Source organism: Intestinibacillus massiliensis, from assembly GCF_900155735.1.
Lineage (GTDB): Bacteria > Bacillota > Clostridia > Oscillospirales > Butyricicoccaceae > Intestinibacillus > Intestinibacillus massiliensis.
This window is the reverse complement of record NZ_LT707059.1, coordinates 467,366-482,473: the sequence shown is the minus strand read 5'-3', so window position 1 is coordinate 482,473 and position 15,108 is coordinate 467,366. Positions and strand designations below refer to the sequence as shown.

The 15,108-nt window shown below is 58.0% G+C and carries 11 protein-coding genes; 5 read left to right on the top strand and 6 right to left on the bottom strand.

Annotated elements, in window-relative coordinates:
- Nucleotides 1–59: 59 nt before the first annotated feature.
- The 4 genes from CZ203_RS10185 to htpG all read right to left on the bottom strand — a co-directional run bounded on the left by CZ203_RS10185 (nucleotide 60) and on the right by htpG (nucleotide 6,548).
- Nucleotides 60–1,907 carry an ABC transporter ATP-binding protein gene (locus CZ203_RS10185; protein WP_143436189.1) on the bottom strand — a complete coding sequence of 616 codons (1,848 nt, stop codon included), beginning with the start codon at nucleotides 1,905–1,907 and terminating at the stop codon, nucleotides 60–62.
- Nucleotides 1,907–3,640 carry an ABC transporter ATP-binding protein gene (locus tag CZ203_RS10180; RefSeq protein ID WP_087065988.1) on the bottom strand — a complete coding sequence of 578 codons (1,734 nt, stop codon included), beginning with the start codon at nucleotides 3,638–3,640 and terminating at the stop codon, nucleotides 1,907–1,909. Before CZ203_RS10180 ends, CZ203_RS10185 begins: the two co-directional genes overlap by 1 nt.
- A gap of 61 nt (nucleotides 3,641–3,701) precedes the next feature.
- On the bottom strand, nucleotides 3,702–4,598 hold the full coding sequence (locus tag CZ203_RS10175; RefSeq protein WP_087065987.1) for a YegS/Rv2252/BmrU family lipid kinase: 897 nt from the start codon (nucleotides 4,596–4,598) through the stop codon (nucleotides 3,702–3,704).
- A 48-nt stretch (nucleotides 4,599–4,646) separates the two neighbouring features.
- The gene (gene htpG, locus CZ203_RS10170; protein WP_087065986.1) at nucleotides 4,647–6,548 is read right to left on the bottom strand and encodes a molecular chaperone HtpG; all 1,902 of its coding nucleotides are present in this window, start codon (nucleotides 6,546–6,548) and stop codon (nucleotides 4,647–4,649) included.
- 325 nt (nucleotides 6,549–6,873) lie between these two features.
- On the opposite strand from htpG, the gene CZ203_RS10165 reads away from it, so the two are divergent.
- Together CZ203_RS10165 and nspC are read left to right on the top strand one after the other, a co-directional pair.
- Nucleotides 6,874–8,076: a saccharopine dehydrogenase family protein gene (locus CZ203_RS10165; protein ID WP_087065985.1), complete on the top strand. Its 1,203-nt coding sequence runs from the start codon at nucleotides 6,874–6,876 to the stop codon at nucleotides 8,074–8,076.
- A 102-nt stretch (nucleotides 8,077–8,178) separates the two neighbouring features.
- Nucleotides 8,179–9,309 carry a carboxynorspermidine decarboxylase gene (gene nspC / locus CZ203_RS10160; protein WP_087065984.1) on the top strand — a complete coding sequence of 377 codons (1,131 nt, stop codon included), beginning with the start codon at nucleotides 8,179–8,181 and terminating at the stop codon, nucleotides 9,307–9,309.
- A 46-nt stretch (nucleotides 9,310–9,355) separates the two neighbouring features.
- Here nspC and CZ203_RS10155 read toward each other — a convergent pair whose 3' ends face one another.
- Entirely contained in the window at nucleotides 9,356–10,195 is an 840-nt protein-coding gene (locus CZ203_RS10155; protein WP_087065983.1) for an AraC family transcriptional regulator, read from the bottom strand.
- A gap of 175 nt (nucleotides 10,196–10,370) precedes the next feature.
- Here CZ203_RS10155 and CZ203_RS10150 point away from each other — a divergent pair, with 175 nt between their 5' ends.
- Both CZ203_RS10150 and CZ203_RS10145 read left to right on the top strand, forming a co-directional pair.
- Nucleotides 10,371–11,501, top strand: coding sequence for a Gfo/Idh/MocA family protein (locus CZ203_RS10150; protein ID WP_087065982.1), 1,131 nt, complete (start codon nucleotides 10,371–10,373; stop codon nucleotides 11,499–11,501).
- A 40-nt stretch (nucleotides 11,502–11,541) separates the two neighbouring features.
- Complete coding sequence (locus CZ203_RS10145; protein WP_087065981.1) at nucleotides 11,542–12,423, top strand: sugar phosphate isomerase/epimerase family protein; 882 nt, start codon at nucleotides 11,542–11,544, stop codon at nucleotides 12,421–12,423.
- A 131-nt stretch (nucleotides 12,424–12,554) separates the two neighbouring features.
- On the opposite strand, the gene CZ203_RS10140 is transcribed toward CZ203_RS10145, so the two are convergent.
- On the bottom strand, nucleotides 12,555–13,574 hold the full coding sequence (locus CZ203_RS10140; RefSeq protein ID WP_087065980.1) for a hypothetical protein: 1,020 nt from the start codon (nucleotides 13,572–13,574) through the stop codon (nucleotides 12,555–12,557).
- Nucleotides 13,575–13,705: 131 nt separating this feature from the next.
- Between CZ203_RS10140 and CZ203_RS10135 the strand changes: the two genes are divergently transcribed.
- On the top strand, nucleotides 13,706–15,103 hold the full coding sequence (locus tag CZ203_RS10135) for an MATE family efflux transporter (RefSeq protein WP_235847506.1): 1,398 nt from the start codon (nucleotides 13,706–13,708) through the stop codon (nucleotides 15,101–15,103).
- Nucleotides 15,104–15,108 lie beyond the last annotated feature (5 nt).

The window sequence follows — 15,108 nt, the reverse complement described above, 5'->3', positions numbered from 1 at the left end:
TGACCGATTTTGCAAACGGTCATCCTCTTTTTCTATTTACTTATTTAATTTTTGGGCAATTAATCCAGTTCGAGCGCGCCTGTATAGAGCTGGTAGTACCGGCCATGCTGCGCGAGCAACTCCTCGTGCGTGCCGCGCTCCTCGATCTGCCCCTGTTCCATGACCATAATGGCGTTCGAGCCGCGGACAGTGGACAGGCGGTGCGCGATGATAAAGGTGGTGCGGTCTCGCATCAGGCGGTCAAGCCCGTGCTCGATATGGCGCTCCGTCCTGGTATCGACCGAGCTGGTCGCTTCATCGAGCACCAGGATCGGCGTATCCGCCACGGTCGCGCGCGCAATGTTGAGCAGCTGCCGCTGCCCCTGCGACAGGTTTGCGCCGTCGCCCTCAATCACGGTCTGATAGCCCTGGGGCAAGCGCATGATAAAGGAATGCGCGCTGGCCGTTTTGGCCGCCGCGATGACCTCGTCATCCGTGGCGTCCGGGCGGCCGTAACGGATGTTCTCCATCACGGTGCCGGTAAACAGGTGCGTATCCTGCAGCACGACCGACATCGCCCTGCGCAGGCTGTCGCGGGCGATATGCTTGATATCAATCCCGTCGATCGTGATGCTGCCCTGGCCGATGTCGTAGAACCGCGTCAGCAGGTTCATGACGGTGGTCTTGCCCGCGCCGGTCGAACCGACGAAGGCAATCTTTTGCCCGGGCTTTGCATAAAGCGATACGTTTTTGAGCACGGTTTTATCCGGCGCATACCCGAAGGTGACGTCGTGGAACCGCACGTCGCCGCGCACAGGGACGTTGTCCGCCTTCCCCTTCCAGTACCACTGCCCTTCCGCACGCTCCAGCGTGTAGTCCGGCGTATCCGCCGCCTGCTCGGGCGACTCCGCAATGACCTCAAAAATACGTTCTGCGCCAGCCATTGCCGTGACCACGGCGTTATATTGGTTGGACGCTTCGGTAATAGGACGGTTAAACTGTTGCACGAGCTGTAAGAATACCACCAGCCCGCCGACGCTCAGGTACCCGAACACGGCAAGCACACCGCCAACCATGGCGATCAGCGCAAAATTGATGCTGTTGATATTTTTGCTGAGCGGCATCATCATGCCCGCATATGCCTGCGCGGAAGCCGCAGAACTGCGCAGCGTCTCGTTGAGGTTGTCGAAGCGCTCTACCGCGCGGTCCTCGTAGCCAAACACCTTGACGACCTTCTGCCCGGTCATCATTTCCTCGATATAGCCGTTTACGTCGCCAAGGTTTTTCTGCTGTGCCGCAAAATATTTGCTGCTGGCCTTCATCAGGCGTGTCACGGCAAACAGCAGGATAGGTGTGAAAAGCAGCGTCAAAACCGTCAGCGGGATGCTGCGGTAAAGCATCAGGCCGAGAATGCCCGCCAGCGTGATAACGCTGGAAAACAGCGTTGTCAGGCCGTTTTGCAGCGCGTCGTTCAGCGTATCCACGTCATTTGTGAACCGGCTCATCACCTCGCCGTGCGTCCGGGTATCAAAATACCGGATGGACAGCGTCTGCAAATGGCAGAAAAGGTCCTGGCGCACGTCGTTGATCGTGTGCTGCGCGATATGCACCATCAGGCGCGACTGGAAATAGGCCGCCGCACAGGAAACCAGGAAAATGGAAAACAGCACGGCCGCACCGTGCGTCAGCCCGGCCAGGCGCGCGGCCACAGTCGGATCCCCGTTTACCGGTTGCAGGAAATTATCGATAATCGGCTGCAAATAGCTGGTTGCTGCTAGCGAAGCGCCGATATTGAGCAGTACCATGGCAAAAGCTATGACGAGCAGCAGTTTGTAACGGGATAAATATCCCCAAAGCGATTTTAATGTCTTTTTTGTATTCTTGGGCTTCTCGATACGGACGCCCTTTCTGTGACCCGGTCCCGGCATCAGGCGCTCGCCTCCTCTCCCTGCTGCGACGCATAAATCTCCTGGTAAGCTTCACAGGAGGCCAGCAGCTCATCGTGCCGGCCAATGCCGACAATGCTCCCGTCGTCCATGACAACGATCTTATCCGCATCCTGCACCGAACTGATGCGCTGCGCGATCAGGAAGATGGTCGTCCCCGCAAGCTCATTCCGGAAGGACTCCCGCAGGCGCTGTTCCGTCGCGGTGTCGACCGCGCTCGTGGAGTCGTCCAGGATCAGCACCTTGGGCGCCTTAAGCAGCGCGCGTGCGATGCAAAGGCGCTGTTTTTGCCCGCCCGAGACATTTACGCCGCCCTGTTCGATCCAGGTGTCGTACCCCTTGGGGAACGACATGATAAAATCGTGCGCCTGTGCGGCCTTCGCGGCGGCATAAATCTGCTCGTCCGTCGCGTCCTGGTTGCCCCACCGCAGGTTATCGCGGATGGTGCCGGAAAACAGCGTGTTTTTCTGAAGCACCATGGCTACCTCGTCGTGTAGGGACGCCAGATGATATTCGCGCACGTCTACCCCGTCCAGCAGCACCGCGCCTTGCGTGACGTCATACAGGCGCGGGATGAGCTGTACCATAGAGCTTTTGCCCGCGCCGGTGCCGCCAATGATGGCCACGACTTCACCGGGCTCCGCCGTAAAGCTGACATGCGACAGCACCGGGTCGCCGTCGTCCTCCGCATGGTAGTGGAAGGAAACGTCCCGGAATTCGACGCGGCCGCGCAGGCCTTGCGCCTTCCGCGCGCCCTCCGCATCCTGCATATCCGATTCCGTATCCAGCACCTCGCGGATACGGCGGTAAGACGCGCTTGCGCGGGTGAGCAAAATGAACATCATGGCCAGCATCATCAGCGACATCAGGATTTGCATGATATAGTTGATGAACTTGGTCATTTCGGCGACTGTCAGCGTATTGCCGATGATCTGGCGGCCGCCAAAGAATACGACCGCGACAATCGTGCAGTTCATGACCAGCATCATCAGCGGCATGTTGACGATGACCGCGTACATCGCGCGCATCGCAGTGTTCATCTGCCCGTCGCTGGCCTCTGCAAACTTGCGCTTTTCATGCTCTTCCCGCACAAACGATTTTACCACGCGCATGTTCGTCACGTTTTCCTGCACCGTCCGGTTTAGCCGGTCTACCGAACGCTGCATTTTTTCAAACATCGGCATCGCGCGGCGCACGAGCAGGGTGAGCAGTACCAGCAGCACCGGCACCGATACGCCGAGGATCAGCGCCAAGCTGCTGTTGATGCGGATCGCCATCACCAGTGCGAACGGCAGCATGAGGGGCGCGCGGATCATCATGCGCATCCCCATCGTGGCAAGGTTCTGCATCTGCGTCACGTCGTTCGTCAAACGGATGCTGAGCGATGCGGTAGAAAAGGAGTCGATATTGCGGAAGGAAAAGGTCTGCACCTTGCGGAACAGCCTGTCGCGCAGGTTCGCTGCAAAGCCCACGCCCGCTTTGGCGGAGTATTTCGCGTTTCCAAACCCGGACAGCAGGCCGATGGCCGCTACCAGGATCATTAACAGCCCGGTGCGGACAATATAGCCCACGTCCCCGCTCTGGATGCCCTGCCCGATAATATCGGCCATCAGGGTCGGCTGGATCACTTCGGCCAACACGTCCAGCACCATAAAGCAGACCGCCAGGATGGCCGCCCTGCGATATGGCTTTAAACAGCTTAATATTTTCTTCAAATGCAATCCTCCTTATAAAAGGCAGCAAGCCGCCGAGGCTAAAGCGCCCGGCGGCTGTGCCTTATACGTCTTCCACCAAAAGTGTCAACGCGCGTTTACAGTTTTCAATCTCCACCTGCTGCGGGGCGCCCCCGTACTCGCCATCCAGCGTCCACGGCATTTCGCCTTGTGCCTTAAAGCACACGCGGTCCGCTTTAAAGTGCACGATGAGTTCCGAGCGCATATCCTGCGCCAGCAGCATGCTGATGATGCCCTGGAGCTGCATGGGGTTTTCCGGCTGGCGCACGAGCAGCACTTCAAACAGGCCGTCGTCCATCTCGACATCCTCCGGCGCGACGCCGATGATGCCGCCTACCGAAGTAGTATTTGTCACCATGCCGTAAATAAAATCCCCCGCCAGGGAAATCCCAGCCTGTTTCGCTTCCACTTCAATCGGGTACGCCTTGATCGTCGGCAGCGTGCGGATGCCTTCCAGCACATATGCCGCATGCCCAAACAGGCTTTTGTACGGCTGCGGCGTGGAATAGGAAACGCCGGTAAACGCACCGAACGCTGCAATATAGGTGAAGTAGCGGTCGTTAAAGCGCCCTACATCCATAGGGAACGGCCTGCCGTGCGCCGCAATCTTCGCCGCGTCTTCCGGATATTTCGGGATGCCCAGGCTGTTCGCCATGTCGTTTGTGGTGCCGCCTGGGATGTATCCGAGCGGCGGCGGGTTTTCACAGGCCATCAGCCCGTTTACCACCTCGTCGAGCGTACCGTCGCCGCCGCAGCATACGATGCGGTCGAAGCGGTGCGACTCCTCTCGCGCGATCCGGCAAGCGTCCTGCGGCCCCTGCGTCAGATAGACCGTGGGCTCATAGCCCGCCTTGCAAAAGATATCAATACAGTCCATCATGTCCTCGCGGATCGCCCCGCTGCCGGAATGTGGGTTAACAATCCATAATAGTTTATCCACGGCACGCCTCCCCCTTGCGTCGGGCCGGAAAAATATCCGGGGTGATGCTTATACCAGCAGGCTGCACACCTCGTTGGCGTATGCAACCGGGTCGTCGATCGGCATGCCTTCGATCAGGAGCGCCTGCGTATACAGGACGTCCGCAAAGGCCTTTAGCTTTTCGCCCTCGCCCGCGGCCTGGAGCGCCTTGACCTTTTCAAAGATCGCATGGCCTGCGTTGAGTTCCAGGACGCGCTCCGCGTGGACGGGGCTGCTTTCGCCGTTCTGCGCCGCCAGTACCTTTTCCATCTCGAGTGAAACGCCGCCCTTAGTCGTCAGGCAGCACGGATGGCTTTTCAGGCGGCCGGTAAGCTGCACCTTGGAGACCTTGTCGCCGAGCGCCTCCTTGACCGCATCCAGCACCGGCTGGTTTTCTTCGGACAGCTTTTTAATTTGCTCCTTTTCCTCGTCGGTTTCGAGGTCAAGGTCGTTGTCTGCGATCGACTTGAAGTCCATATCCTTGTAGCCGTGCATCATTTTGATGCAGAACTCGTCGATGTCCTCGGTCAGGCACAGCACCTCGTAGCCCTTGTCGCGGAGCATTTCAAGCTGCGGCAGCAGTTCGATCTTGGCGACGGTTTCGCCCGTCGCATAATAAATATGCTTCTGCCCTTCCTTCATGCGGGAAACATATTCCTCGAGCGTGACCAGCTTGTTTTCCGTGGAGGAATGGTAGAGCAGCAGGTCCATCAGCAGCTCCTTGTGCGCGCCGTAATCGACATACGCGCCGTATTTAAGCTGGCGGCCAAAGGACTTAAAGAACGCTTCATAATCCTCGCGGCGGTTTTTCAGCAGGTTCTGCAGCTCCGACTTGATCTTCTTTTCCAGGCTGCCCGCAATTACCTTGAGGCGGCGGTCGTGCTGCAGCATTTCCCGGGAGATATTGAGGGAAAGGTCGGCGCTATCCACAAGGCCACGGACGAAGCTGAAATGGTCGGGCAGCAGGTCGGCGCATTTATCCATGATTAAAACGCCGTTGGAATAGAGCTGCAACCCCTTTTCAAAATCCTTGGTATAGTAATCGAACGGCGCACGCGCAGGGACAAACAGCAGGGCGTTGTAGGTCGCCGCGCCCTCGGTGCTCGTATGGATATGGCAGAGCGGGTCTTCGTAATCGAAGAACTTCGTCTTATAGAAGTGGTTGTAATCGTCGTCCGTCAGTTCATTTTTCGCCTTTTTCCAAATCGGGATCATGGAGTTGAGCGTTTCAAGCTCCTGGTAGTCCTCGTATTCGGCGGGCGTGTCTTCGGTGCCAGTGCCCTCCTTGACGCGGCTCTTGGTCATCTCCATGCGGATCGGGTAGCGGATATAGTCGGAATACTTCTTGACGATCCCCTGGATACGGTACTGCTCCAGGTATTCGTCGTAATTCTCCGTTTCCGTGTTTTCCTTGATCGTCAGGATAATGTCCGTGCCGCGCTCCGCACGGGCCGCAGGCTCAACCGTGTACCCGTCCGCGCCGTTGGACTTCCAGAGGAACGCCTCGTCACTGCCCTCCGCGCGGCTCAGCACCTCCACCGTGCTTGCAACCATAAATGCGGCATAGAAGCCGACGCCGAACTGGCCGATGATATCGACGTCCGCCGTGCTCTCGACCCCCTGCTTAAACGCCAGCGAGCCGCTGCGTGCAATCGTACCGAGGTTGCTTTCCAGCTCGTCGCGCGTCATGCCGCAGCCTTTGTCGGAAAGGGTCAGCCTCCGGTTTTCCTTGTCGATGGTCAGCACAATCGCCAGGTCGTCGCGGTTAAAGCCGGTTTCCCCGTTCTGCATCGCATTGTAATACAGCTTGTCCGTCGCGTCGGACGCATTGGAAATCAGCTCGCGCAGGAAAATCTCCTTGTGCGTGTAGATCGAATTGATCATTAAATCCAGCAGCCGCTTGGATTCCGCCTTGAATTGTTTCTTTGCCATCGCAAAACACCTCTTGATGTAAGTTTTAAAATGGATTTAGCACTCAGTCTATAGGAGTGCCAACGCTACTATATTAATACCTCCTTCCGTAAATTGCAAGAGCCCTTCTAAAAATTTAACAGTTCATTCATGAGTTCCCATGCAGCGCGCCGTTGCCATGCATGCCATGGCGGGTCTGCGGATAGACTATCTGACAGATATCCCTGACCGGCGTGCGTTAAAAATGGTTTTTTTGCCGGAACGCTTTGCGCTTGCACCTCCCGGCAGTTTTCTGTATAATGTGTATGTACTATGAAACGACAAATATTTTCAGGAGGTCATCATCATGGGAAAAGCCCTGATCATTGGCGCGGGCGGCGTCGCCGGCGTTGCCATCCATAAATGTTGCCAGTATTCCGAAGTCTTTGAGGAAATCATGATCGCGAGCCGTACAAAGGCAAAATGCGACGCCTTCGCGGAAAAGCTCGCTGGCACGACCAAGACGAAGATCCGCACCGCCAAGGTCGATGCGAACAACGTGGACGAGCTTATCGCGCTGATCGAGGAGTTCAAGCCCGACGTCGTGCTGAACCTTGCGCTTCCCTATCAGGACCTGACGATTATGGACGCATGCCTCGCGACGCGGACGCACTATGTCGACACGGCGAATTACGAGCCGGAGGACACGGCAAAGTTTGAATATTCCTGGCAGTGGGCCTACCGCGAGCGCTTTGAACAGGCTGGTATCTGCGCGGTGCTCGGCTCCGGGTTCGACCCCGGCGTGACCGGCGTATTTTCCGCCTACGCGCTCAAGCACCAATTTGACGAAATCAATTATATTGATATCCTGGACTGCAACGGCGGCGACCATGGCTACCCGTTTGCGACCAACTTTAACCCGGAGATCAACATTCGCGAGGTCACGGCCAACGGCTCCTACTGGGAAGACGGGCATTGGGTCGAGACCGCGCCCATGGAGATCAAGCGCGAATACGATTTTAAGGGCGTTGGCCCGAAGGACATGTACCTGCTACACCACGAGGAGCTGGAGTCCCTCGGCCTCAACATCCCCGGCATCAAGCGCATCCGTTTCTTTATGACCTTCGGCCAGAGCTACCTGACCCACCTGCGCTGCCTGCAAAACGTAGGCATGACCTCGATCGAGCCGATTGCGTTTGAAGGTAAGCAGATTGTGCCGCTGCAATTCCTCAAGGCCGTCCTGCCGGATCCCGCCTCGCTCGGCCCGCGCACGGTCGGCAAGACCAACATCGGCTGCATCTTCCAGGGCAAGAAGGACGGCAAGGACAAGACCTATTACCTCTACAACATCTGCGACCATCAGGAATGCTACCGCGAGGTCGGCTCGCAGGCCATTTCCTATACGACCGGCGTGCCCGCCATGATCGGTGCGGCGCTCGTCATCACCGGCAAATGGTGCAAGCCCGGCGTCTATAATGTCGAGGAGTTCGATCCCGACCCGTTTATGGAACTGCTGAACAAGTTCGGCCTGCCGTGGCACGAGGACTTTAACCCGGTTCTGGTCGACTGATCCCCCTGTGCCCCTCGCGGGCATATAATTTGTGACAGCTTCAGGCCAGCCGAAAGGCTGGCCTTTATCCTACTGAAACCTGTACTGGAAAGGACGCAACCTATGGACTTTTCTTCCCTTCCAACCCCTTGCTTCGTCGTGGATGAGACGTTGCTGACCCGGAACCTTGCAATCCTGAAGGACGTCGCCGACCGTTCCGGCGCAAAAATCCTGCTTGCGCAAAAGGCGTTCTCCATGTTTTCGCTATATCCCCTGATCTCCCGTTACCTATCCGGCACTACGGCCAGCGGCCTGCATGAGGCGCGGCTCGGCCGTGAGGAATTCCCCGGCGAGGTTCATGTATTTTCCCCCGCCTACCCCCCGCAGGAATTTAAGGCGCTGCTCCCCATTGCCGACCATTTCGTGTTCAACTCCTTTGCGCAATGGGAAAAGTACGGCGCAGCGGCGCGCGCAGCGGGCAAATCCTGCGGTATCCGGATCAACCCGGAATGCTCCACGCAGGAGGATGGGCACGCGATTTACGACCCCTGCGCCCCCGGTTCACGCCTCGGCGTCACGGAGCGGGCGTTCCGCCCCGACCTGCTCGGCGGAGTCGACGGGCTGCACATGCATACGCTGTGCGAACAGGGCTTTGACGCGCTCTCGGAGACGCTTGCCGTATTTGAAGCCAAATTCGGCAAATACTTGCACGGGATGCAGTGGCTGAACCTTGGCGGTGGCCACCATATCACCAAGGAAGGGTACGACCGCGAGGGGCTGGTGGCCTGCGTGCGCCGCCTGCGCGAAACCTATGGCGTTGAAGTATATCTGGAGCCTGGCGAAGCGGTGGTGCTAAACACCGGCTTCCTTGTGTCCTCTGTGCTGGAAACCATGCAAAACGGCATAAATATTGCAATCCTGGACGCTTCAGCCGCATGCCATATGCCGGACGTGCTGGAAATGCCCTACCGCCCGCCCGTGCTGGACGCCGGGGAGCCGGGTGAAAAGGCGCACACATACCGCCTGACGGGCGGCACCTGCCTGGCGGGCGACGTGGTCGGCGATTATTCCTTCGACCAGCCGCTCCGCGAGGGCAGCCGCGTCGTCTTCGGCGACATGGCGCTTTATACCATGGTGAAAACCAACACCTTTAACGGTATGAACCTGCCGTCCATCGCCATCCGCCATACCGACGGCACGGACGAGATCGTCCGCACTTTCGGATATGGGGATTTTAAAACCCGCCTTTCCTAAAGATACAAAACAGGGGCCTGCATCGATGCAGGCCCCTGTTTTGTATTTAAAACTGCGTGGTGCGGAATTGCTTCGGTGTAAACAGCGTTTCCTTTTTAAAGGCGCGGATAAAGTGCGACGGGCTGTTAAACCCGCATTCCGACGCGATATACTCAATGGAGTGCGCGGACTCCAGCAGCATTTGCTTTGCATGCTTAATCCGGGTGTTGAGCACAAACTCATGCGGCGTGCTGTTCGTGTTCTTTTTAAACAGCCGCGCAAAGTGGAACGGGCTGAGGTTGACGCGCGACGCGATCCGCTCCAGCGTGAGGTCTTCGGCGAAGTGGGCGTTGATGTACCGGATCGCGTCGCGCACGCTGCTGTCGCAATTGCGCGCCGTCGCAAGCCCAGGGCTGGCAAATTCCCCCAGCATACTGTGCAGGCATACGGACATACGGTGCTCGTTCATTGCGTCCTCCCGGAGCATGTTCATGACCTGGCGGAACGCCGTCAGCGCGGCCGGGACGTCAGCGCTGTCAAAGACAAGGTCGCCATCCTCCGCCAGCAGGTCAAAATAATGCTGCGTACCTGCGCCTGCGAAATGGAACCATTCGAAGGCCACGCCTGGGGTCGCCTGATAAAAATGCGGCAATTTTGCGTCTATCAGCAGGAGTTGCCCCTCCAGCAGCGAAAAATCCTTCCCCTGATACGAAACATGCAGGCTGCCGGCTTTGACCCAGAACATGATAAACGTGTGGAACGTTTCCCGTTCAATCACGAACCGTTCGTCGCAGACGTAGTCGCCGCCCATCTCCGCATAATACAGCGTGTCCCGCGCGAATGCTGACGGCACATGGAAGCTGATGCTGGATTCCGGCAGGATCCCCGGTTCCCTGTTGACGGCCATGTGGCAGTCCCCCTCCCCTTTTTGAAAAAGCAATTTTTGTATATGTCTTAGCAAGTGTTTGCAGTGACGGTATCGTTTTTTCAGTATACTATAAGTACAAAGAAAAGGCAAGCCAAGGCGGTTTAAGCCATTTGCCGCACAAAATACAGCACTTACATTTTAGGAGGAAACTGTCATGAAGGAAATCAAAATCGGTTTGATCGGCTCGGGTTGGATGGGCAAGGCGCATACAAACGCTTTTCTGAACGCACAGATGCTTTTCGGGCCGGAGTTCGGCCGCCCCGTTTTTGAATGCGTATCCGATACCCAGGAAGACGTTGTGAAGGCTGCCGCTGAAAAGCTCGGCTTCAACCGCTGGACCACCAATTGGATGGATATCATCAACGACCCCGCAATCGACCTTGTAGACATTGCCACCCCGAACTTCCTGCACTATGAAATGGCAAAGGCCGCCCTGCTGGCCGGCAAGCATGTATACTGCGAGAAGCCGCTCTGCTTTACCCCGGCGGAGTCCAAGGAGCTGGCCGACCTGGCCAAGGAAAAGGGCGTTGTCAACTATGTCGGCACGCAGAACGTCAACAACCCGGCAAACGCCTACGTCCGCGACCTGGTCAAGGAAGGCAAGCTCGGCAAGATCATGCGCTTCATTGCGACATACGACCAGGACGCGCTGCTCGACCCGGAATCCCCGATCACCTGGCGCCACATCAACAAATTCGCAGGCTCCGGCGCGCTGGGCGACCTAGCGTCCCACATGATCGCGGTTTCCCAGATGATCCTTGGCGATATTGACAGCGTAAACGCGGTTTCCCAGATCATCATCCCCGAACGTCCCAAGGCTCGCGGCTCCTCCGAAATGGCGAAGGTGGAGAACGACGACATCATGACCTTTATGGCCAAGTACAAGAACGGCTGCCTGGGCACGATCGGCACCTCCCGCGTCGCGACCGGCCGCAAGAACTTTTTCTCCTATGAAATCCAGGGTACCGAAGGCAGCGTTTATTATAGCCTCGAGCGCATGGGCGAGGTACAGGTCTACTTCCGCTCGGACGACGGCCGTGACGGCGGCTTCCGCACCGTCCTGCTGAACCCAGAGCACGAGGGCTACGGCGTATTCGAGCCGCAGGCCGGCATCGCGATCGCGTTCACCGATATGAAGATCCTCGAAGTCCACAAGCTGCTGGCCGCCATCACCCAGGGCGCGCCCTACATGTGCGACTTTGCCTTTGGCCACAAGATCGACTGTGTCATCGACGCGGTGCTTCAGTCTGCGGAGAGCGAGCAGTGGACCAAGGTTGCGGACTGACCGCCGCCGTTCAAACCCACGATTGACAGGAGGAAGAAAAATGAAGATCCGTGTTGGCAGCTGCCCCGATTCCTGGGGCGTATGGTTCCCTTCCCATGAAAAGCAGACCCCGTGGACAAGATGCCTGGATGAGATGGCCGCCGCCGGTTACGCCGGCACCGAGCTTGGCCCCACCGGCTATCTGCCCACCGATTATGATACGCTGCGCACTGCGCTGGATTCCCGAGGCCTCGACCTGATCGGCGCGACGCTGTCCGGCGATATGTGTTCGGACGAAGGCGTGAAGGCCGTCATGGATACGGTCGACCTACTCGGGCCGATCCAGGTCAAATTCCCGGACGCGCGTTATATGGTGCTCTTTACCGACGTCTACACCGACCTCGAAACCGGTGAGCTGATCCATCCCGCTTCGATCGACGGCGAGGGCTGGAAACAGTTTTGCGCAAATATCCAGAAGGTCTCGGACTACGCCAAGGAAAAGTTCGGCCTGACCGTCGTTTACCATCCGCATGCGCAGACCTACTGCGAGAGCGAGGAGCAGATTGAGCGCCTGCTAAATGACACGACCGTGCAGCTCTGCTTCGATACTGGCCACCATGTCTACGGCGGCGGCGACCCGGTTGCGTTTTTCCGCAAGCACCACGACCGCATCCCCTATCTACATCTGAAGGACTGCAACCAGAAGCTGCGCGACCAGATCAAGCACGAAGGCCTGTCCTTTGTCAAGGCGGTTTCCATGGGCCTGATGTGCGAGCCCGGTTCGGGCGCGGTGGACTTTTCGGATATGTACAAAGCCCTTCAGGAAGTCGATTATGATGGTTGGGTCGTCGTAGAGCAGGATATGTTCCCCTGCCCGTTCGACCAGCCGTTCCCGATTGCCAAGCGTACCCGTGCGTTCCTCGCAAGCGTCGGCATGAAGTAAAACCAATTCTAAAGGGGTCTGGGCAACATGCCCAGACCCCTTTTTAGTGTCCCTGCTTTATGAAGGAAGCCCTGCGGGATAAATAAAACCGTTTTATCCCGCTTGCCGGATGGTTTACGTGCCGGGAGCGCTTACTCGTGCTCCGGTGCGAATAGCGTGTTGAGGATTTGCTCCATTGCAAGCGCCGTGCGGCTGCTGTCCAGGCACTCGCGCAGGCGCTGATCCATATCGTCCGTAATGGCGCGCGCCTCGCCGAGCAGCTTTGCCCCCTCCGCAGTCTGCGCCTTATACTGTTTAGCCGTTACGCCAATCTGTGCGGCATACCGCTCGTCAGTGCCGGGACGGACGGCCGCGGTATAAATATCGACGATTTCGTCCCCCGACCGGGTCGGGAAATACTCGTGCGGCGCGGTGCTGTCAAAGATGCAGACGCCCTTTGCGCGCATAACGAGCATATCAAGGCTCTCCGGGTCGAACGCACAGTGATAGACCTCGGTGTCGACCCCCGCCTGCACCGCGGCGTCCGCCACCTTTTTGAGGAATGTGGATTTGCCGGTGCCCGGCCTGCCCTTCATAAAGTAGCGCTGTGGCAAATCCATGGTCAAGTTTGCAATATAGTCGACCGGCCCTTCCGGCGTGGAGGCGCCGAACACCGCGTCCGTACGCTTGCCCGGCTTCCCGGCCTTTCCGTCTGCGAGCACCTTTTTGGCAAACGCCTCCGCCATTTCATTGAGCACCTTGAAATCCATTTGCGAAATATAAATTTTTTCCCACTCATCGTGGATTTTCAGCGCGGCGGCATAGGCGTCATACGCCTTTTGCAGCAACGCCCGCGCTTCATCGCGCGCCTCGTCCTCCAGCAAATTGTCCACATGGCGGCTCCGGTCGAGCCAATACGGCGTATTGAGCACCGCGGCCGAGCGTTCCGGCAGGATCAGCCCGGTTACGCTGCCGTCCAACGGCTGGTGTACGATGTCCAGCCGCAGCCCCTGTTCGCGCGCCAACTCAATCGCCGCGCCGGACAGGTCGCGCATCACCGCCGACGGGTACCCGACCGTGCGCTGCACGTGCTGCAGCCCCGCTGCGCGGCCGGCTGTAAAATCAATATATCCGCGCGAGCTATTGGCGCTTAAGTAGTAATGATAGACCATGTTATCAAACCCTTTCCGTTTTATCGTCTTGTTCTATGCCTATGCCGCGCGCCCGCCCGTTATGCCCGGCGCACGGCATTGCCGATCCTGTGCCCGCGTGGTATAATAATAAAATCCCAACATAACCGCAGGTGATTGAAACGAAAGCATCCGTAAGCGATTTTTCGCAGGGTCCTGTATATCAGAACATCCTGCGCCTCGCAGGCCCTATGACGCTCGCGCAGCTCATCAACGTGCTCTATAATATCATCGACCGCATGTATATCGGCCACATGGCGCAGGACGCCGTCAACGCGCTGACCGGCGTAGGGCTGACCTTCCCCATCCTGTCCATCGTCCTGGCCTTTGCCAACCTATTCGGCACGGGCGGCGCGCCGCTTTTTTCCATGGCGCGCGGCCGTGGGGATACGGAGGACGCCGGGAAAATCCTGGGCAATACCTTTGCCATGCTGCTGTCAACCGGCGTGGTGCTGACCGCCGTCATCCTGCTGTGCCAAAAGCCGCTGCTGTACCTATTCGGCGCAAGCGATATTACCTATCCCTATGCAAGCAGCTACCTAACGATTTACTTATGCGGCAGCGTGTTCGTCATGGTGGGCTTAGGGCTTAATAACTTTATCAATGCGCAGGGCTTTGGCCGGACGGCCATGGGCACGGTCGCCCTCGGCGCAATCCTGAACATCGTCCTCGACCCGCTATTTATTTTCGGGCTGCACCTCGGCGTGGCCGGCGCGGCGATTGCAACCGTCATCTCGCAGTTTGCATCCGCGGTCTGGGCGGTACGCTTCCTGACCGGCGCAAAAGCCGTCGTCCGGTTGCGCCGGGGCGATATGCGCCTGCAATTGGCGCGCATCCGGCGTATCGTGACGCTCGGCCTGTCGGGCTTCATCGTTTCGATCACCAACAGCGCCGTGCAAATAGTATGTAACGCAACCCTGCAGCATTATAGCGGCGACCTCTATGTCGGGGTCATGACGATTATCAACTCCACCCGAGACGTCGTTACCGCGCCGGTCAACGGCCTGACAAGCGCCTCGCAGCCCGTGCTTGGCTACAATTACGGCGCGCAGCAATATCGCCGCGTGCGCACGGGAATTGGCCTCATGTCCATCCTGTGCGTGGCGTACACGACGGTAGTGTGGCTCATCCTGCTGCTCTTCCCCACGGCTTTTATCCGTATCTTCACCGACGACCCCGCGCTGGCGGCCGCTACGGTTCCGTCGATGCACCTGTATTTTTTCGGCTTCTTTATGATGTCTCTGCAAATTGCCGGGCAGACCGCCGCCGTGTCGCTCGGGCGCTCCGCGCAGTCCATCTTCTTTTCCCTGTTCCGCAAAATCATCATCGTCGTGCCGCTGACCCTTCTGCTCCCACGGCTTTGGGGGCTTGGCGTGCGCGGCGTATTCCTTGCGGAACCGGTGTCCAACTTCATCGGCGGCGGCGCCTGTTATATCACAATGCTTCTCACAATATGGCGCGGGCTGCGCCGCAAGGAACGGGAAGCCGCGCAGCCGCCCCCCATAAACTGAATCGT

Bases quoted from the DNA above. Each gene is read 5' to 3' on its own strand.
- htpG (WP_087065986.1), bottom strand. From the start codon at position 6,548: ATGGCAAAGAAACAATTCAAGGCGGAATCCAAGCGGCTGCTGGATTTA.
- CZ203_RS10145 (WP_087065981.1), top strand. From the start codon at position 11,542: ATGAAGATCCGTGTTGGCAGCTGCCCCGATTCCTGGGGCGTATGGTTC.
- CZ203_RS10140 (WP_087065980.1), bottom strand. From the start codon at position 13,574: ATGGTCTATCATTACTACTTAAGCGCCAATAGCTCGCGCGGATATATT.
- CZ203_RS10165 (WP_087065985.1), top strand. From the start codon at position 6,874: ATGGGAAAAGCCCTGATCATTGGCGCGGGCGGCGTCGCCGGCGTTGCC.
- nspC (WP_087065984.1), top strand. From the start codon at position 8,179: ATGGACTTTTCTTCCCTTCCAACCCCTTGCTTCGTCGTGGATGAGACG.
- CZ203_RS10155 (WP_087065983.1), bottom strand. From the start codon at position 10,195: ATGGCCGTCAACAGGGAACCGGGGATCCTGCCGGAATCCAGCATCAGC.
- CZ203_RS10150 (WP_087065982.1), top strand. From the start codon at position 10,371: ATGAAGGAAATCAAAATCGGTTTGATCGGCTCGGGTTGGATGGGCAAG.
- CZ203_RS10185 (WP_143436189.1), bottom strand. From the start codon at position 1,907: ATGCCGGGACCGGGTCACAGAAAGGGCGTCCGTATCGAGAAGCCCAAG.